The sequence below is a fragment of the Hydrogenophaga pseudoflava genome (assembly GCF_004353865.1).
Classification (GTDB): Bacteria; Pseudomonadota; Gammaproteobacteria; order Burkholderiales; family Burkholderiaceae_C; genus Hydrogenophaga; species Hydrogenophaga pseudoflava.
The window spans coordinates 3,536,203-3,553,888 of record NZ_CP037867.1 but is presented as its reverse complement, the minus strand read 5'-3'; the positions used below and the strand labels follow the sequence as shown (position 1 = coordinate 3,553,888).

20 protein-coding genes are annotated in these 17,686 nt (G+C 66.9%); 9 read left to right on the top strand and 11 right to left on the bottom strand.

All coding sequences use genetic code 11. The features are described from left to right. Positions 1-104: 104 nt before the first annotated feature. A complete protein-coding gene (locus HPF_RS17075) occupies positions 105-1,145 on the bottom strand; it encodes an AraC family transcriptional regulator (protein ID WP_133157300.1) in 1,041 nt (346 codons plus the stop codon). A 136-nt stretch (positions 1,146-1,281) separates the two neighbouring features. Between HPF_RS17075 and HPF_RS17070 the strand changes: the two genes are divergently transcribed. From HPF_RS17070 to HPF_RS17055, 4 genes are read left to right on the top strand one after another with little or no spacing between them, the layout of a single operon-like run. Further along, a complete protein-coding gene (locus HPF_RS17070) occupies positions 1,282-2,262 on the top strand; it encodes a tripartite tricarboxylate transporter substrate binding protein (protein WP_133157299.1) in 981 nt (326 codons plus the stop codon). A 17-nt stretch (positions 2,263-2,279) separates the two neighbouring features. Continuing rightward, positions 2,280-3,314 (top strand): YeiH family protein, encoded by a 1,035-nt coding sequence (locus HPF_RS17065; RefSeq protein ID WP_133157298.1) that lies wholly within the window; start codon positions 2,280-2,282, stop codon positions 3,312-3,314. 56 nt (positions 3,315-3,370) lie between these two features. Next, positions 3,371-4,084: a YebC/PmpR family DNA-binding transcriptional regulator gene (locus HPF_RS17060; RefSeq protein WP_133157297.1), complete on the top strand. Its 714-nt coding sequence runs from the start codon at positions 3,371-3,373 to the stop codon at positions 4,082-4,084. Next, positions 4,084-5,514, top strand: coding sequence for a phospholipase D-like domain-containing protein (locus tag HPF_RS17055; RefSeq protein WP_133157296.1), 1,431 nt, complete (start codon positions 4,084-4,086; stop codon positions 5,512-5,514). The genes HPF_RS17060 and HPF_RS17055 overlap by 1 nt, the downstream gene beginning before the upstream one ends. Before the next feature lie 7 nt (positions 5,515-5,521). Here HPF_RS17055 and HPF_RS17050 read toward each other — a convergent pair whose 3' ends face one another. After that, positions 5,522-6,406: a pirin family protein gene (locus HPF_RS17050; RefSeq protein ID WP_133157295.1), complete on the bottom strand. Its 885-nt coding sequence runs from the start codon at positions 6,404-6,406 to the stop codon at positions 5,522-5,524. Positions 6,407-6,475: 69 nt separating this feature from the next. After that, positions 6,476-7,075 carry an FMN-dependent NADH-azoreductase gene (locus HPF_RS17045; protein ID WP_133157294.1) on the bottom strand — a complete coding sequence of 200 codons (600 nt, stop codon included), beginning with the start codon at positions 7,073-7,075 and terminating at the stop codon, positions 6,476-6,478. A 114-nt stretch (positions 7,076-7,189) separates the two neighbouring features. Between HPF_RS17045 and HPF_RS17040 the strand changes: the two genes are divergently transcribed. Both HPF_RS17040 and HPF_RS17035 read left to right on the top strand, forming a co-directional pair. Then, positions 7,190-8,164 (top strand): LysR family transcriptional regulator, encoded by a 975-nt coding sequence (locus HPF_RS17040; protein ID WP_243721605.1) that lies wholly within the window; start codon positions 7,190-7,192, stop codon positions 8,162-8,164. Then, positions 8,161-8,850, top strand: coding sequence for a DUF4286 family protein (locus HPF_RS17035; RefSeq protein WP_066156004.1), 690 nt, complete (start codon positions 8,161-8,163; stop codon positions 8,848-8,850). The genes HPF_RS17040 and HPF_RS17035 overlap by 4 nt, the downstream gene beginning before the upstream one ends. A gap of 6 nt (positions 8,851-8,856) precedes the next feature. Here the strand turns inward: HPF_RS17035 and HPF_RS17030 are convergent, their stop codons facing one another. Continuing rightward, complete coding sequence (locus HPF_RS17030) at positions 8,857-9,696, bottom strand: DUF3047 domain-containing protein (RefSeq protein WP_133157292.1); 840 nt, start codon at positions 9,694-9,696, stop codon at positions 8,857-8,859. Between the two features lie 99 nt (positions 9,697-9,795). After that, on the bottom strand, positions 9,796-10,416 hold the full coding sequence (locus HPF_RS17025) for an NUDIX domain-containing protein (protein ID WP_133157291.1): 621 nt from the start codon (positions 10,414-10,416) through the stop codon (positions 9,796-9,798). Positions 10,417-10,503: 87 nt separating this feature from the next. On the opposite strand from HPF_RS17025, the gene HPF_RS17020 reads away from it, so the two are divergent. Further along, complete coding sequence (locus tag HPF_RS17020; RefSeq protein WP_133157290.1) at positions 10,504-11,262, top strand: DeoR/GlpR family DNA-binding transcription regulator; 759 nt, start codon at positions 10,504-10,506, stop codon at positions 11,260-11,262. Positions 11,263-11,289: 27 nt separating this feature from the next. On the opposite strand, the gene HPF_RS17015 is transcribed toward HPF_RS17020, so the two are convergent. From HPF_RS17015 to HPF_RS17005, 3 genes are all read right to left on the bottom strand, one after another. Then, on the bottom strand, positions 11,290-11,850 hold the full coding sequence (locus HPF_RS17015; protein WP_133157289.1) for a dihydrofolate reductase family protein: 561 nt from the start codon (positions 11,848-11,850) through the stop codon (positions 11,290-11,292). An 8-nt stretch (positions 11,851-11,858) separates the two neighbouring features. Beyond that, positions 11,859-12,284 (bottom strand): GFA family protein, encoded by a 426-nt coding sequence (locus HPF_RS17010; RefSeq protein WP_133157288.1) that lies wholly within the window; start codon positions 12,282-12,284, stop codon positions 11,859-11,861. A gap of 66 nt (positions 12,285-12,350) precedes the next feature. Next, the gene (locus HPF_RS17005) at positions 12,351-12,875 is read right to left on the bottom strand and encodes a GNAT family N-acetyltransferase (protein WP_133157287.1); all 525 of its coding nucleotides are present in this window, start codon (positions 12,873-12,875) and stop codon (positions 12,351-12,353) included. 176 nt (positions 12,876-13,051) lie between these two features. Here HPF_RS17005 and HPF_RS17000 point away from each other — a divergent pair, with 176 nt between their 5' ends. Beyond that, positions 13,052-14,134: an IS110 family RNA-guided transposase gene (locus HPF_RS17000; protein WP_133157286.1), complete on the top strand. Its 1,083-nt coding sequence runs from the start codon at positions 13,052-13,054 to the stop codon at positions 14,132-14,134. 807 nt (positions 14,135-14,941) lie between these two features. Here HPF_RS17000 and HPF_RS16995 read toward each other — a convergent pair. Both HPF_RS16995 and HPF_RS16990 read right to left on the bottom strand, forming a co-directional pair. Further along, positions 14,942-15,151 (bottom strand): hypothetical protein, encoded by a 210-nt coding sequence (locus HPF_RS16995; protein ID WP_133157285.1) that lies wholly within the window; start codon positions 15,149-15,151, stop codon positions 14,942-14,944. Positions 15,152-15,271: 120 nt separating this feature from the next. After that, complete coding sequence (locus HPF_RS16990; protein ID WP_133157284.1) at positions 15,272-15,517, bottom strand: DUF1010 domain-containing protein; 246 nt, start codon at positions 15,515-15,517, stop codon at positions 15,272-15,274. Between the two features lie 186 nt (positions 15,518-15,703). Between HPF_RS16990 and HPF_RS16985 the strand changes: the two genes are divergently transcribed. Continuing rightward, entirely contained in the window at positions 15,704-16,747 is a 1,044-nt protein-coding gene (locus tag HPF_RS16985; protein WP_243721604.1) for an IS110 family RNA-guided transposase, read from the top strand. Positions 16,748-17,091: 344 nt separating this feature from the next. On the opposite strand, the gene HPF_RS16980 is transcribed toward HPF_RS16985, so the two are convergent. Then, positions 17,092-17,589: an FxLYD domain-containing protein gene (locus HPF_RS16980; protein WP_133157283.1), complete on the bottom strand. Its 498-nt coding sequence runs from the start codon at positions 17,587-17,589 to the stop codon at positions 17,092-17,094. Positions 17,590-17,686 lie beyond the last annotated feature (97 nt).

Below are 17,686 nucleotides of genomic sequence, written 5' to 3'. Positions count from 1 at the left end.
CGTGCGTTCGGGGGGCAGGGTGCCTGGACCATGGAACGCATCGTAGGAGTCGCGGTCGTTTGACGCTTGTCAAACTGGGACACTAACTTTCGAATCTGGGACAGTCAGGGTTCACCCTGACGCACCGCCGCTTTCGCCTTTTCCTGTGCGCGCCAGGCCGTGACGCTGCAGCCGAAGGTGTGGCGGAACCAGTGCGAGAACGCGGCCGGCGCCGCAAACCCCAGCAGCTGCGCCACCTCGGACAGCGGCAGGTCGCTGTCCTGCACCTGGCGCAGCACCAGTTCGGAACGCACCGCCTGCAGCAGCGTGGCGAAGCTCTCGCCCTCGCGCGCCAGGTGGCGGTGGATGGTGCGGCGGTCCACGCCCAGGTGCTGCGCCACCTGCTGCGAGGTGCAGCGCCCGCCGGGCAGCAGCGCGGCCACCAGCTGCTGCACCGTGGCCTTGGTGCTCTGGTGCCGGCCCGAAAGCGCGCGGTCCAGGTACTGGCGCGCAAAGCGCGCCATCTCCGGGTTGTTGCCGGGCAGCGGGGTCTGCAGGTCCGCGGCGGTGCAGACGATGCCGTTGAACTCGCCGTTGAAGTCCACGGCGGTGCCGAAGAAGGCCTTGTGCGCCTTGGTGTCCTTCGGCGGGCGGTGCTTGAAGCAGACGCGCACCGGTTTCCACGGCCCGCCCAGCAGCTCGCACAGGATGCGGTGCATCACGCCCACCGCCAGTTCCATCGACTGGCGCGTGCTGGCCGGCTGATCGACCAGGATCTCCTCCCGGATGATCACCAGCGCGCCGTGGTCCTCCACCCGCGTGAGCAGCGAGGCATTGAGCAGGCGCAGGTAGCGGCACAGCGTGTCCAGCGCGGCGCGCGCGGTGGGCTCCTCCTTGAGCACCAGGCTGATCGGGCCGAGGTTGGCCAGGTGGCGCCGCGCCGCCATGCGCAGGCCGAAGTCGTCCACGCCGCTGGCCTGCGCGCTGTCTTCCAGCAGCGCCCGCACCGCCGCTGCGCTCAGCGGCGTTTCGGGATCGTCCAGCGCCCGTGGCGAGAGTCCGGCCTTGCGCAGCAGGGCGCGCGCATCCAGCCCCAGCGACTGCGCCAGCTCGACGTAGCCGGAGAGGCTGGCGCTGCGCACCACGGGCACGTAGGGGTAATCCATGAATGTCCCAATTTCGAAAGTCGATGTCCCGATTGGACAAGCACAGTGGGGGTGGCAGACCTAGGATTTGCCCCACGGTCCGACACCCGGGCCACGACAGGCCCGCCCGATGGCCTGCGCCACACTGGAGACATCCATGAACGCCTTCCGCTTTTCGCCCCTGCGCCGCGCCGTGTGCGCTGCCGCCCTTGCCCTCACCCTGCCGGCCGCCATGGCCTGGACCGACAAGCCCGTGCGCATGCTGGTGCCCGCACCGGCCGGCGGCACCATGGACGTGGTGGCCCGCATCGTGGCCGACCAGCTTGCGGCCGACATCGGCCAGCCGGTGGTGGTGGAGAACAAGCCCGGCGCCGGCGGCGCCATCGCGGTGCAGGCCATGCTGGCCGCGCCGCCCGACGGCCACACCATCATGATGACGGCGAGCAACATCCTCACCGAGATCCCGCATGTCATGAAGACGGCCTTCGACCCGCTCAGGGACGTCAAGCCGGTGACCGCCATCGCCCGCGCCACCATGGTCATGGTGGGGGCACCCACCGTGCCGGCCAAGGACGTCAAGGGCGTGGTGGCCTGGGTCAAGGCCAACCCCGGCAAGGTCAGCTTCGCGTCGTACAGCACGGGCACCAGCTCGCACTACGCCGGCATGATCCTGAACCAGAAGGCCGGGCTGGACATGCAGCACGTGCCCTTCGCGGGCTCGCCGCCCGCGCTGGCCCAGCTCATGGGCGGCCAGGTGCCGCTGATGTTCGACGGCATGGCGACGTCCAAGAAGATGATCGAGGCCGGCAAGATCCAGGCCTTCGGCGTCGCCGGGAAAAAGCGCTCACCGCACCTGCCCAACGTGCCCACCATGGCCGAACAGGGTTACCCCGACCTCGACTTCAGCAACTGGGTCGGCATCATCGTGGCCAGCAGCGTGCCACCTGCCCTGGTGCAGAAGATCAACGCGGCGGTGGACAAGAGCGCCGCCTCGCCCAAGGTGCGCGACCGCCTGCTGGGAGCGGGCTTCGATGCGGGTGGCGACGAGACCGCCGAGCAGATGGCGCAGTCGCTGCGCGCCGACTTCGAGCGCAACGCGGCCATCGTCAAGGCCTTCGACATCAAGCTCAACCAGTGAGCCTGCCGGTGCCCACCATGAGCACGTTCCTCGCGCCTGCACACTGGCCCCGGCTGCGCGCCCACGCGGCCGAGCTGGCCCCAGGCATCACCCTCAGCGCCGTGGTGGCGGTGGCCGCCATGGCGCTGGGGGCGCACTACGGCGCGCCGGTGATGCTGTTCGCGCTGCTGCTGGGCATGGCGCTGAATTTCCTCTCGGCCGAAGGCAAGGCCGGCCCCGGCATCCAGTTCACCGCGCGCACCCTGCTGCGCCTGGGTGTGGCCCTGCTGGGGCTGCGCATCACGGTGGCGCAGGTGGCGGCGCTGGGCTGGTCGCCGGTGCTGATGGTGCTGGTCTCGGTGGCCGCGACGATTGCGGTGGGCATGGTGCTGGCGCGGCTGATGGGCTTCCGCCTGTTCTTCGGCCTGCTCACCGGCGGCGCGGTGGCGATCTGCGGCGCGTCGGCGGCGCTGGCCCTGTCGGCGGCCATGCCCGCGCACCCGCTCAAGGAGCGCGCCACCCTGTTCACCGTGATCGGCGTGAGCACGCTCTCGACCCTGGCCATGGTGCTCTACCCCATGCTTACCCACGCGCTGGACATGCCGCCGGTGATGGCCGGTTTCTTCATCGGCGGCACCATCCACGACGTGGCCCAGGTGGTCGGCGCTGGCTACAGCCTCTCGCACGAGGCGGGCGATGCGGCGACGCTGGTCAAGCTGATGCGGGTGGCCATGCTGCTGCCGGTGATCGCGCTGGCCGCGGTGCTGGCGCGGCGCTACGAGCGCGCGCAGGGCGGCGATGTGCCGGCCGGTCCACGCCCACCGCTGCTGCCCTGGTTCGCGGTGGCCTTCGCGGTGCTGGTGCTGGTCAACAGCAGCGGCTGGCTGCCAGCGGCGCTGGTGCAGGCGGGGCAGGGCACGTCGCAGTTCCTGCTGGTGGCCTCGATGGCGGCCATCGGCATGAAGACCCAGCTGCGCGAGATCGTCACCGTGGGCTGGAAGCCGGTGGCGCTGATGGTGCTGGAGACGGCCTTCCTGGCGGCGCTGTTCTGGGGGCTGCTGCAGCTGTCGTAGCCCGGTGCCGCGTACCCGGCCCACTACACTTCCGGGTTCACACGGAAGGGAACCCCATGGGCGCGCAATGGAAAGCCAAACACAAGGACATCGCCGCGAACGCGAAAGGCAAGCTGTTCGGCAAGCTGGTCAAGGACATCATCATTGCGGCCCGCAACGGCGCCGACCCCGCGGCCAACGCCCGCCTTCGCCTGGTGGTCGAACAGGCGCGCAAGGTGTCCATGCCCAAGGACACGCTGGAGCGCGCCATCAAGAAAGGCGCCGGCCTCACGGGTGAGGCGGTGCACTACGAACACGTGATCTACGAAGGCTTTGCGCCGCACCGCGTGCCGGTGATGGTGGAGTGCCTGACCGACAACGTGAACCGCACCGCGCCCGAGATGCGCGTGCTGTTCCGCAAGGGCCAGCTGGGCACCAGCGGCTCGGTGTCCTGGGACTTCGACCACGTCGGCATCATCGAAGCCGAAGCCACGAACAAGGACGCCGACGCCGAAGTGGCTGCCATCGAGGCCGGCGCGCAGGACTTCGAGCCCGCCGACGACGAGGGCGTGTGCGTGTTCCTCACCGACCCGACCGACCTCGACCTCGTGAGCCGTGCGCTGCCCGCCCAGGGCTTCACCGTGCTGTCGGCCAAGCTGGGCTACAAGCCCAAGAACCCGGTGGACCCGGCCAGCCTGAGCGCCGAGGCGCTGGAGGAGGTGGAGGCCTTTCTGGCGGCGCTGGACGAACACGACGACGTGCAGAACATCTTCGCCGGGCTGGGCGGCTGATGGTCTGGCGGCTCGTCCGGTGGACCGGCATCGCGCTGCTGGTGCTGCTGGTCGGTGTGCCGGTGGTGTTCGCCATCGCCTTCCTGGGCATCCAGGAGGCGAGCGAGCGCCAGTGGCTGGGCCAGGCGCCGCAGCACGCCGCCATCGACGTGCGTTCGCGCGAGCCGCACGCGGTGGCGCTGCTGGACGTGGGTTTCGACTCGCTGGCCGCGCGCCTGAAGCTGATCGAGGAAGCCAGGCAGTCCATCGAGCTGGAGTTCTTTATCTACGAACTCGACGAGTCCAGCCGCCTGATCAGCCAGGCGCTGGCGCGCAAGGCGGCGCAGGGTGTGAAGGTGCGCATCCTGGTGGATTTCGCGATGCCGGTGTTCAAGCTGGCGCCGCAGGTGGCGCGCACGCTGGAGCAGGCGGGCGTGCAGGTGCGCTACTACAACACCTCGGGCATCGCGCGCTTCTTCGCCATGCAGCACCGCACCCACCGCAAGCTGCTGGTGGTGGACCGGCAGAAGGCCATCATCGGCGGCCGCAACATCGGCAACGACTACTTCGACCTGTCCACCCACTACAACTTCCTCGACAGCGACCTGCTGATCCAGGGGCCGATCGCGGCCGCCATCGTCGACAGCTTCGAGCTGTACTGGGCGTCGGACTGGGTGACCGAGCCCAAGGACATCGCGGTGGACGAGACCGATGCGCCCCGCATCAACCTGCTGGGCAACCGCACGGTGGCCGAAGAGCGCATCAGCGCCGAGCTGCGCCAGCACACCGCGGCGCCGCGGTTCAGCACCTGCCGCGACACGCACTTCGTCACCGACTACCCCGGCTCGGGCGTGGAGCGGCGCAAGGTCTACACGGCGATTGCCTCGCTGGTGCAGGAGGCGAAGCAGCACATCGTGGTCGAGAGCCCGTATCTGGTGCTGCGCGACGACGGCGTGGCGCTGATGCAGGGGGTGCTGCAGCGTGGCGTGAAGCTGCAGTTCCTCACCAACACCCTGCATTCCACCGACGCGTTCTACGCCGTGGCCAGCCTGGCCGATTCGCTGGACCGCTTCGCGCAGGCGAACCTGGAGGTCTGGGGCTACGACGGCCGGCCGCTGAAGCAGAACGCCCGCCCGCCCGCGTCCGAGCGCTGGGGCGTGCACGGCAAGCGCGCCGTGTTCGACGACCGCACCGTGGTGGTGGGCACCTACAACATGGACCCGCGCTCGGCCAACCTCAACTCGGAACTGATCGTGATCTGCCGCAACAACCCCGAGCTGGCCGCGGCCATGACGGCGAGCCTGAAGGCACGGCTGGCGCAGTCGCGCGCCATCACCGGCGCGCCGGGCGCGCGCGGCTACGACGCGCTGATCGAGGGCGCGGACCCGGACACCATCTTCCAGATGCGCATGGTCCGCCCCTTCGCCAGCTTCCTGGACTTCCTGCTGTAGCCGCCGCTCAGGCCGTGGCGCGCTGCTCGCCCAGGCGGCCGTCGCGGAAATCGGCCAGCGCCTGGTAGATCTCGTCGGTGGTGTTCATCACGAACGGGCCGTACTGGGCGATGGGTTCGTTCAGCGGCCGGCCGGCGATCAGCAGCACCCTGGCGTCGGCCGAGGCCTCGATGCGCACACCGTCGCTGGCCGGGTCGTTGGCCAGCAGCGCCATGCGCTGCACCGGCACCGCCGTGCCGTTCACGCTCACCTCGCCGCGGTAGACGTAGACGAAGGCGTTGTGCGTGCCCGGCAGCGCCTGCTCGAAGTGCGAGCCGGCGGCCAGGTGCAGGTCCAGGTACAGCGGCTGCGTGCCCTCGCGCGTCACCGCACCGGTCACGCCGTGGCTCTCACCGGCGATCACCGTCACCGCCACGCCTTCGGGCGTGGTGAACTGCGGCAGGTCGGCGTTGGCAAAGTCGCGGTACCAGGGCGGGCACAGCTTGTCGCGCGCAGGCAGGTTCAGCCAGAGCTGGAAGCCTTCCATCAGGCCTTCTTCCTGCTGCGGAATCTCGGAGTGGATCACGCCGTGGCCGGCGGTCATCCACTGCACGCCGCCGTTTTCCAGCAGGCCTTCGTGGCCGGCGCTGTCGCGGTGCAGCATGCGGCCCGCGATCATGTAGGTCACGGTCTCGAAGCCGCGGTGCGGGTGGTCGGGGAAGCCGGCGATGTAGTCGTCGGCCTGGTCGCTGCCGAAGGCGTCGAGCATCAGGAACGGGTCCAGCCGGCGCTGCAGGTTTTGCGTCAGCACGCGGGTGAGCTTGACGCCCGCACCGTCGGAGGTGGGTATGCCGGCCACCAGCCGCTCGACGCGGCGGGGCTGCTGCAGGCGGGGGGTGAGGGTGGCGGTCATGGTGGTCTCCTGAAGGTGCGGGGTGTCAAAGAAGCGGCCACCCCGCGCAGCCGCAGTGCAGGCGTGCGCTCAGCCGATGGCGGCGGCCAGGTCGGCCTCGGCCTGGGCAAAGCCCTTGGCGGCGGCCTCGGGGCCCATGTTCAGGCCTTCGGCGTAGATCAAGCGCACATCGGTCAGGCCCAGGAAGCCCAGCACGGTCTTCAGGTAGGGCGTCTGGCTGTCGTGTGGCTGGTCGCGGTAGAGGCCGCCGCGGGCCAGCGCCAGGTAGACGGTCTTGCCCTTGACCAGGCCTTCGGGGCCCTTCTCGGTGTAGCGGAAGGTCACGCCGGCGCGGGCCACGGCGTCGATCCAGGCCTTGAGCTGCACCGGCACGCCGAAGTTGTACATCGGCACGCCCAGCACGATGGCGTCGTGCGCCTGCAGCTCGGCGATCAGTGCGTCGTACTCGGCCACCACGGCAGCCTGGCCGGCGCTGCGCTGCTCGGCGGGGGTGAACAGGGCACCCAGGGCGGCCTCGTCGAGCACGGTCACGGGCGTGGTGCCCAGGTCGCGCAGGGTGACGGTGCTGCCCGGGTGGGCGGCCACCAGGCGCTCGCTCACGCTGTTGGCGAGCTTGGTGGAATTGCCGGCTTCGCGGCGGGGGCTGGCGTTGATCTGCAGAATCTTCATGGCGGGCTCCTGGGAGTTTGGAAATTCGGAAACGACCAGTAGTTGATCGACGGACTCGACTTTATGGGCTTCCAATTACCCTGAAAAGCCGTTGAAATGGATAAGATTGTTTCCATGGTGGAACAATCACACCGCGAATGTGGCCCCGACGCCATCGAGCCGACCGATCTGCTCATCTTTGCCCGGGTGGCCGAGCTGGGCAGCTTCAGCCAGGCCGCCGTGCGCCTGGGCCTGCCCAAATCCACCGTCTCACGCCGCGTGGCCGCACTGGAGCGGCTCATGGGGGAACGCCTGCTGCTGCGCACCACGCGCCGCCAGTCGCTCACCGAGTTCGGCCTGCAGCTGCTGGAACACGCCCGGCAGGTGGTGGCCGAGCTGGAGGCGGTGCACAGCCTGCGCGAGCAGCGCCGTGCCGCGCCCAGCGGCCGGCTGCGCGTGTCCATGCCCAGCGATTTCGCCAACCTGATGCTGGCCGATAGCCTGGCCGCCTTCACCGCGCTGCACCCGGCGATCACGCTCGACCTGGACCTGTCGCCGCGTCGGGTCGACCTGCTGGGCGAGGGCTTCGACGTGGTGGTGCGCATGGGCGAACTGCCCGACGACAACCTGCTGGTGGCCACGCGGCTCGCGGTGTTTGCCAACGGGCTGTATGCCGCGCCGGGCTACCTGCAAGCGCGTGGCGAGCCACAGCACCCCGACGATCTGGCCGGCCACACCGCGCTGCGCCTGCTGCGCGGCAACGGCGAGCCGGCCGTCTGGCCGCTGAGCCGCGGCAGCGAGCGCTGGTCTGCGGTGCCGAGCGGGCAGGTCAGCGCCAACTCGCCCGAGCTGCTGATGCGCATGGCACGGGCGGGCGCCGGCATCGCCGCATTGCCCAACCATTTCGCCGAGGAGGTGGTGAACGCCGGCCAGCTGCGCCGCGTGCTGCCCGACTGGAGCCTGCCCGAAGCGCCGGCCTGGGCGGTCTACCCGGGGCGCAAGCTGGTGCCGCCCAAGACCCGCGCGTTCGTGGACATGCTCAAGGCCGCGCTGGCGCGCTGCGACATGGCGCGCATTCCCCCTTCCAACCTCACCCAGGAGACACCATGACCCACCGCGGACAAGCCCAGCTCGCCATCTGGAGCGACATCGAACCCGGCCAGGAAACCGACTACCTGCACTGGCTCACGCGCGAGCACGTGCTGGAGCGCGTCGGCGTCGACGGCTTTCTCTCGGGTCGCGTGTTCCGCGCCGAGGCCGGTGGCAAGCGCCGCTTCTTCATTACCTACGAGCTGCAGGACGCTGGCGTGCTGGCCGGCCCCTCGTACCTCGCCCGGCTGAACGCGCCCACGCCCTGGTCGCAGCGCACCATGCCCATCCTGCAGAACTTTGCGCGCGGCGGCGGGCCGGTGGTGGCAAGGGCGGGGTTGGGCAATGGATCGGTGGTGGCGCCGCTGCGGTTGGACCTTGCCGCGGCGGGCCTGCAAGACGCTGGCGCGCAGCAAGCGCTGGTGCAGAAAGTCGCGGGGCTGGACGCTGTGGCCCAGGTCTGGCTGATGCAGGTGGACGCAGCCGGCACTGGCGTGCAGACCAAGGAGAAGTCCATGCGCCGCAGCGTGGAGGGTGTGTTCGACGGCGTGCTGGTGGTCGAGGCGCTGCACGCGGCAGGCGCGCAGGCGGCGCTGGACGGGCTGCTGGGTCGTGAACTGGCGGGCGCCGGGGTGAGCGACCCGCAGCTGTTCAGCGCCAGCTTCCAGCTTGACCGGCGGCTGGCCGGGCTGGATGGCGCCAACTGAGCAGGCTCAGTTCGCCGGCGCCGACATCGTCAGCTGCAGCGGTCCGTACCAGGCCGTGACCGCGGCGCCCGAGTTGTTCGAATCGGTCATCAGGCCCAGGCCGATCATCGGCCCCGGCGCCTCGCCGAAGGCCAGCCGGAAATCGGCCTCGACGTCGCGGTCGAAGTCCACCCACTGGTTCAGCCGCGCCGGTCCCGACTCCACCACGATCTGGCGGATGCGCCCGGTGTAGGGGTTGGGAATCACCGTGCCGGCCGGGTAGCGGTTGTCCCACACGTACATGATGGACGCGTAGGGCAGGGGCTTGCCGGCGATCAGGCCCGACAGCTCCGAGACGATGTGGTCGCGCGCCTTCCAGGTGCCGTTGTGGCGGTCGCCGTCGAAGCTCAGGATCAGCCGCGCCACCGAATCGTCCTCGCCCTTTTCGCCCAGATTGAACGCCGGGTTCAGCGCCGGCACGAACAGCGAGAAGTGCAGGCGCTTGGCCTGCGCGCCGGGGGCGGGCTTGAGCAGCAGGTTCAGCGTGCTGTTGGAGCCCATGGCCTCGGCCCGCACGGCCGGCCGACCTTCGTGTTCGGTGGCCTGGTAGCGCGTGGGGCGGCGGCTCATGAAGACCTGGTGTTCCCAGGGCGAGGTGGGTGCGGCGCCGTCGATGTGGTTGCTGGCCTGCCAGGCCGTGCCGTCGAGGATCACCGGGCGCTGCTTGGGGCTGGCCTCGTCGGCCTCCGCGGTGGTGTCGTCGGCACCTTCGGCCGAGGGGGAAGGGGCGCTGGCGCAGGCACTCAGGATGAGGGCCAGGAGGGGGCCCCAGAGGCGGGACGAGCGAGGGGAGAAAGCAGAAGACATGAGAGACGCGAGGGGCAGCGGCGAAAAAGCCGGGGCATATTGTGACGCCGCGGCTCGGGTTGGGTGGGTTACGAGTTGTGCCGCCCGGTTGGACAGCCCCTACAAGCGCTCCAGCCCCACCAGCGCCGCGTGCTGCAGCAGCATGATGGTCTTGCCGTCCTGTATCTCGCCGCGGCCGATCATGGCCAGCGCCCGCTCCAGCGGCAGCTCGATCACCTCGATGTCCTCGCCCTCGCTGGCGTCGCCGCCGCCTTGGTTCACGCGGTCCCCGGCCTCGTATTCCGCCACGAAGAAGTGCAGCCGCTCGGTGACCGACCCCGGGCTCATGAAGGCCTCGAACACCTTGCGCGGCATGCGCACCGCAAACCCGGTTTCTTCCTGCACCTCGCGCCGGATCGCCACTTCCGGTGCCTCGTTGTCCAGCAGGCCGGCGCAGACTTCCACCAGCATGCCGTCGGCCAGGCCGTTGGCGTAGGCCGGAAAACGGAACTGGCGCGTCAGCACCACCGTGCCACGCGCCCGGTTGAACAGCAGCAGCGCCGCGCCATCGCCGCGGTCGTAGGTTTCGCGCTGCAGCCGCTGCCAGCGCCCGTTGCTGTGGCGGTAGTCGAAGGTGTTTTTCTTCAGCACGAACCAGTCGTCGGCCAGCACGCGCTGTTCGACGATGCGCACGCGCTCGTTCGCGGGCAGCGGGATCTCTCGGTGATGGGGTCTGGTCATTGTTTAATTTCGTGCAGTGTCGTGTAATATCGTGCAATCGTAGCGCGTCCGACGCCACCGCACAAGACATCGCCAAAGAGGCCCCCCATGCTCACCGCCCAGCGCAAACAGCTCATCCTCAACCGCCTCGCCACGCACGGTCAGATCGTGGCCGGGGAACTGGCGCTGGAACTGGGCACCTCGGAAGACACCATCCGCCGCGACCTGCGCGAGCTGGCGCAGCAGGGCAAGCTGCAGCGCGTGCACGGCGGGGCATTGCCCGCGTCCGCGGCCACGGGCAACCTGCGGGTGAGGCAACAGGTGTCGACCGATGAGAAGCAGGCGCTGGGGCGCTTCGGTGCGCAGCTCATCAAGCCCGGCCAGGTGGTCATGCTCGACGGCGGCACCACCGCCATACAGGTCGCGCGGCAGCTGCCGCCCGACCTGCGCGCCACGGTGATCACCCACAGCCCCAACGTGGCCGTGGAGCTGGCCGCGCACCGGCACGTGGACATCATCGTGCTCGGCGGGCGCCTGTTCCGCCACTCCATGGTGAACGTCGGTGCCTCGGTCATCGAAGCTGCCTCGCGCTTCCGGGCCGACCTGTTCTTTTTGGGCGTGACCGGCGTGCACCCCGAGGCGGGACTGAGCACCGGCGACGCCGAAGAGGCCGACGTGAAGCGTGCGCTGCACGCCCGCGCGGCGGAAACCGTGGTGCTGGCGTCCAGCGAGAAGCTGCTCAGCGCCTCGGCCTTCGTCATCGCACCGATGAAGGCCCTGTCGCTGCTGGTGGTGCCGGACGGCACGAAGCCCAAGACGGTGGCGGCGCTGCGGGCGGGGGGCGTGGCGGTGCAGAAAGCGGCCTGACTGCGCCCGGCCCCGTAGGCGACTCGGTCAGCGTCCGCGCCGGTAGTGCAGGGCGACCGCGCCGCAGCGCAGCGGCTGTGCAGACACCAGTTCAAGCCGGCGCGTGCCGGGCAGGCCGCTGGCGAACAGCGTCGGGCCGTGGCCGGCGATCCGGGGGTGAAGGAGAAAACGGTACTCGTCGATCAGGTCCAGCCGGTCGAGCGCGGTGGCGAGCAGGCCGCTGCCTAGCAGCACACCCGCGGGCGTGGCGTCCTTGAGCGCCTGCACACCAGTGCGCAGGTCATCGGCAGCGATGTGGTGGCTGTGGGTCCAGGGGAAGTCGTTTCGCGTCGACGACACCACGTACTTCGGCTTGGCCTCCAGCTTCACCGCCCACTCGCGCACCGCGGGCGGCGCCTCGGTCTCGCCCCGGGCCACCGCCGGCCAGAAGCTTTCCATCATCTCGTAGGTGGTGCGGCCCCACAGCATCGCGTCGCTCTCGTCCATGAGGCGCGTGAAAAAGGCATGCGTCTCCTCGTCGGCAATGCCTTCCCGGTGGTCGACGCAGCCGTCCAGGGTGAGGTTGAGGCTGAAGGTCAGGAGGCCCATGGTGGGCATCACGCCTTGGGCTGCGGCGCCACCACTGGCGGGCCTTCGAATTGCTCCAGCGATGGATCAACGCAAGCCCAACTGGGCGCACTGGCCACCCAGATGTTGGTGGTCGGCTTGACCGTCGATGGCTCGTCCAGCGTGCCCACCCGAACCACCGTCAGGCCCGGGCGGCCACTGGAGTCGGAGAACAGCTGGGTGCCGCAGCTCGCGCAGAACCGGCGGGTCACCGTGTTGCCGCTGTCGGCCGTCTTCTCGTGCTGGCCCGGCGCTCCCGAGATCTTGATGGCATCGCTGGGGAAGATGACGTTGACCGTTCCGTTGGATGAGATCTTCTGGCAATCCCTGCACCAGCAGATCCTGGATGGACCGGCCTCTGCGGTGATCTGATATCGAATCTCGCCACAGAGGCAACCGCCGGTGAATGACTTCATGTGAGCTCCTTGTCCGTCTGAAATTCGGCACCAGCGGCAGAGCCTACAGACCGGAAGGACAGGCGTCTACCGGGCGAAGGTCTTGCAGAGCACACGGTTCTCATGGCCCACGCCGTCGATGACGTACTCCGTGGTCCCGATGTCCCGGAAGCCGAGCGACTGGTAGAACGCCAGCGCCCCGTGGTTGCCGGCCCAGGCGGTGAGCCATATGGACTCCAGACCCCGGGCGCGGGCGGACGCCTCGGCCTTGGCCATCAGCTTGCGCCCCAGACCACGGCGCAGGAACGGGCGCTGCACGTACAGCCGGAACACTTCGGCGCCGCGCACGCCCGGAACCGGGCAAAGGGTGGCAAAGGCGATGTCCACGAAACCCACCGTGTACCCGCCCGAAGTGGCGAGCAGCAGCTCGACATCCGCGTCCCGCAGCCGCCGTTCAAACATTTCGATGGAGTAGACCGTGGCCACTTCCCGTGCGAGGGCGTCGTTGATCCCGTGGGTGGCGTAGGTGTCGAGGAAGACCTGGGTGGCGAGCGTGCTGAGGGTTTGGGCGTCGGTAGTGGCTGCTCGGCGGTGCTCGAAGTCTTCGGGCATGGGGTTTGGAACCGGTATCGGCCAGGAGCGGACGCTCAACACCTGAGTTAAGCCGCGCCGCGAAGCGGCGTCGGCTTGGATGATGGGATGGACTCCCCCGTTTGTTTGCGCGAGAAACGCGCTCTGGTCTTCATTGGCGTGGGGATCAGGTCTTCAACAAACGAAAGGAGTCCGAGATGCATGCTACTACCGTGGCCGTCGACTTGGCCAAATCCGTTTTCCAGATCGCCGTTGCCAACGAGCACTGGCGCATCGTTGAAACTCAGCGCCTGACGCGCTCCCAGTTCGAACGCTGGTTCGCCAACCGTTCCGTGGGCCTGGTCGTCATGGAGGCCTGCGGCTCGGCCCACCACTGGGCGCGCTGGCTCAATGGTCTGGGCATCACCGTCCGCCTGCTGCCCGCCCAGTACGTTCGCGCCTACGTGCGGCGCAACAAGACCGATGCCACCGACGCCGCAGCCCTGCTTGAAGCGGCCCGCGCTGCCGACATCCGCCCCGTTCGCGTGAAGTCGGTCGAGCAACAAGCCTTGCAAGGTCTGCACCGCATCCGATCGCTCTGGATGGGTACGCGCACCTCGCGCATCAACGCCCTGCGCGGCTTCTGCCGCGAGTTCGGCATCACCATCCCACAAGGCGCACGTACCGGCGTCGAGACCATCGGCCGCGTGCTGGCCGATCCGCGCTCTGCCGTGCCCGAGCTGATCCGCCACACCGCCGGCATGCTGCTCGAAGAGATCCGTCTGCTCGAAGTCCGCATCGCCCAGGTCGAGCGCGAACTCGCCAGCGTGGCCCGTCACAGCCCGGCTTGCACGCTGCTGCTGTCGGTGCCTGGCATCGGGTCGCTCACCGCCACCGCCCTGGTGGCCGCCACATCGGGCGATGTGACGCACTTTGCGGACGCACGCCACTTCTCCAGCTGGTTCGGCCTGACGCCGCGCGAATACAGCTCGGGATCGAGCCGGTACCTGGGGCGTATCTCCAAGAAGGGCGACCGTTACCTGCGCATGCTGCTCACGCACGGCGCTCGCAGTGTGCTGCGGGCGGCCAAGGTCGCAGAGGGGGCTGGCAAAGACGTCTGCGGCATCCGCCGCTGGGCGCTGGAGGTGCAGGGCCGCTCTAACCACAACAAAGCCACCTGTGCCCTGGCCAACAAGCTCGCGCGCATCTGCTACGCCACGCTGCGCGACCACGCCCCGTTTGACGAAGCAGCCCGGCTGAACAAAAAACAAAGCCGGCAGAGCTTCGCCCTGCCGGCCTGATCTCGTCTCACCAGATCTCTTCACCCAACCCATCTCACCTTGCGACGGGTTTGATCGACCATCATGGCCAACCGGGTTCCTCCCACACCGCACTGCGCCGATAACTCTTCCGGCAGCTTGCCTGCCGCTTGCAGCGTGTGGCGATGCGGTGACGCAGATTCCATGTCGGCACGGGACATTGACGATCCCACTCCAGATGCCGGATATACGACTGCAGGTGCTCTACCCCACGGTCCCCAATCGGTCAGTCCCTTGCTGTTGAGGGGGAGTCCATATATGAGGGGTTAGCCGTCAGCGGTTGGGCGAGCGAGAGGGCTTGAAGCATGACAGCGCAATGTGAATGGCTATGGTGCAGGATGATGGCGACGAGCGAACCAGATGGGGAGAAACAACCCGAGCCCGAGCCAAGGGAAGCTCTGAGAGAACATGACGACTATGCCGACTTCGCCAGCGAAGACTACACCTGACATTGCAACGACAAGGCCAACCAGGGCATGAGCCAAGGCAACACTGTGACGCTCAAGAAGCGCCGCCCGCCAGCTGAAGTAGAACGCCAAGCCACCTATGAACGGGCCAACGATGACAAACAAGTTGGGACTGAATGTGTAGGCGGCGACAGATGCGGCGACGACCAGTGCAGCGCAGGTTGCTGGCGCAGCCTTCTCCCACTGCGCATAGCGCTCAGTGCGGGCACTCGCGACTTGCGACGGATCGGGTTCCATTGACGGCTAACGATTAAGGCCAGCGGAGGCAGAAGGCCGTCCGTGCTGGGCCGATTTGTTAGACCGCTCTGCGGAGTCCTGCGAGTCACCTTGGCACACAACGGAACTCCAGTGCAACAGCAGCTGAACGGGCAAAACCAGAGTTGGTTTCTTCGTACTTCAACGTTTCCACAGCCTTTCCTTCTTTGGCACAGAAGTCGTTGGCCTCGGTATAGACCTCGCCCTTAATTCCGATGGGTGGGCCGAACCCGACTTGTGCGCTCTTCTTCGAGATGAGGTAGGAATCTTTGTTCATTGGCACAACACCAGTGCTGGAACAAGCGGTCAAAGTGAAAAGAGCAAATACATATAAAAGACGCATACGCCCTACTCCTCTAGAAAATACTTGGCAAAACAATGCATTTGAAAATGCGGTCTAACGTCTAAGGTAAGCCGCCCGCCGTAGGCGGGTCGGCTTGAACGCCGGGTTAGACCCGAAGGTCAAAAGGGAGCGCCCAGACTTGGACCAGGGCGCAGCCCACGAAAAAGCGCTGGGCCACGAAAGTGGCGCAGCGCTGCAAAAATGATAGCTGGTGGCGCTTTCTGCAAAAGCGCTAGAGGCGAAAAAGGCTTGAAAACACTTGGAACAGGGCCGAGCGCTGGAGCAAGTGACTGCGCGCATAAAAAGCGGGTGATGGGACTAACGTAGAGCTAACCGGCGCTGCGCGGGTTTATCGCGCAGCGTCCAGCGACTGAAAGGAGCGAGGTTGAGTGATGGGATGGACTCCCCCGTTTGTTTGCGCGAGAAACGCGCACTGGTCTTCATTGGCGTGGGGATCAGGTCTTCAACAAACGAAAGGAGTCCGAGATGCATGCTACTACCGTGGCCGTCGACTTGGCCAAATCCGTTTTCCAGATCGCTGTTGCCGATGATCAATGGCGCATCGTTGAAACCCAGCGCCTGACGCGCACCCAGTTCGAGCGCTGGTTTGCCAACCGATCTGTATCCCTGGTCATCATGGAAGCCTGCGGCTCGGCCCACCATTGGGCACGCTGGCTCAATGGTCTGGGCATCTCCGTTCGCCTGCTGCCCGCACAGTACGTGCGCGCCTACGTCCGGCGCAACAAGACCGACGCCACCGACGCTGCCGCGTTGCTCGAAGCCGCACGCGCTGCCGACATCCGCCCCGTGCGCGTGAAGTCTGTTGAACAACAAGCCCTGCAGGGCCTGCACCGCATCCGCTCGCTCTGGATGGGCACGCGCACCTCGCGCATCAACGCCTTGCGCGGCTTCTGTCGCGAGTTCGGCATCACCATCCCGCAGGGTGCCCGCACCGGCGTGGAAACCATCGGCCGCGTGCTGGCCGACCCGCGCTCGGCCGTGCCCGATCTGATCCGCCACACCGCCAGCATGCTGCTCGAAGAGATCCGCCTGCTCGAAGCGCGCATCGCTCAGGTCGAGCGCGAACTGGCCAGCGTGGCCCGCCAGAGCCCGGCCTGCACGCTGCTGCTCTCGGTGCCCGGCATCGGGCTGCTCACCGCCACCGCCCTGGTGGCCGCCACATCGGGCGACGTGACGCACTTCCAGGACGCGCGCCACTTCTCCAGCTGGTTCGGCCTGACGCCGCGCGAATACAGCTCGGGGTCGAGCCGGTACCTGGGCCGCATCTCCAAACGAAGGGCGACCGCTACCTGCGCATGCTGCTCACCCACGGCGCGCGCAGCGTGCTGCGAGCGGCCAAGGTGGCCGAAGGCGCGGGCAAAGAGATCTGCGGCATCCGCCGCTGGGCGCTGGAGGTGCAGGGCCGCTCTAACCACAACAAAGCCACCTGTGCCCTGGCCAACAAGCTCGCGCGCATCTGCTACGCCACGCTGCGCGACCACGCCCCGTTTGACGAAGCAGCCCGGCTGAACAAAAAACAAAGCCGGCAGAGCTTCGCCCTGCCGGCCTGATCTCGTCTCACCAGATCTCTTCACCCAACCCATCTCACCTTGCGACGGGTTTGATCGACCATCATGGCCAACCGGGTTCCTCCCACACCGCACTGCGCCGATAACTCTTCCGGCAGCTTGCCTGCCGCTTGCAGCGTGTGGCGATGCGGTGACGCAGATTCCATGTCGGCACGGGACATTGACGATCCCACTCCAGATGCCGGATATACGACTGCAGGTGCTCTACCCCACGGTCCCCAATCGGTCAGTCCCTTGCTGTTGAGGGGGAGTCCATATACGCCAGGTTAGGGTACGCAAGCACTGTTAGCTCCCTCTGGCGTAAATCTTGAAGGACGAATATTTGTCGGCGATTTCTTTCGGCCAGTTGTAGCAATTGATTATGAAATTTTGCTTTGCACCGTTTTTTAGCCCTTCCATGAATTGTGTTTGACATTGGAAAATAAACGCTCCATTCGTATCAAACAAATCAGCATAGACGTTCAAATATTTCTCGCTGTCAGGACCTTTGTTCTCGATAGTTCCAGTGAAGCTAATTTGTCCTGAGGTGTTCCCACATTTGGATTGGGTTTCTTGTCCATTGGGCGAAGGAAGTATTGCGTTTGTATTTGAAACTACCAGTTGGTCAGCGGTTGGCCCAGTTGGTTGTTGCAGAGCAGGTTTATGCAATTCTGGTGGCACCTCACTTCGAAAAGGCGTTGAGAAGCTAAAGGCGCCAAAAACTGTGAGGATTGAGACCAGCAGAATAACTAGCCCTAGACCAAATGCTATTCCTTGAAGAACAGTGAATCCCAATTTTTTCATGGTGAAGTCTGAGTTACTCATAAAGTACCCTAACTTAGATATATCCCGCAAAACGGCGGATAACATTGGACGCAGTCGTTAAACAAAGTCGCATGAC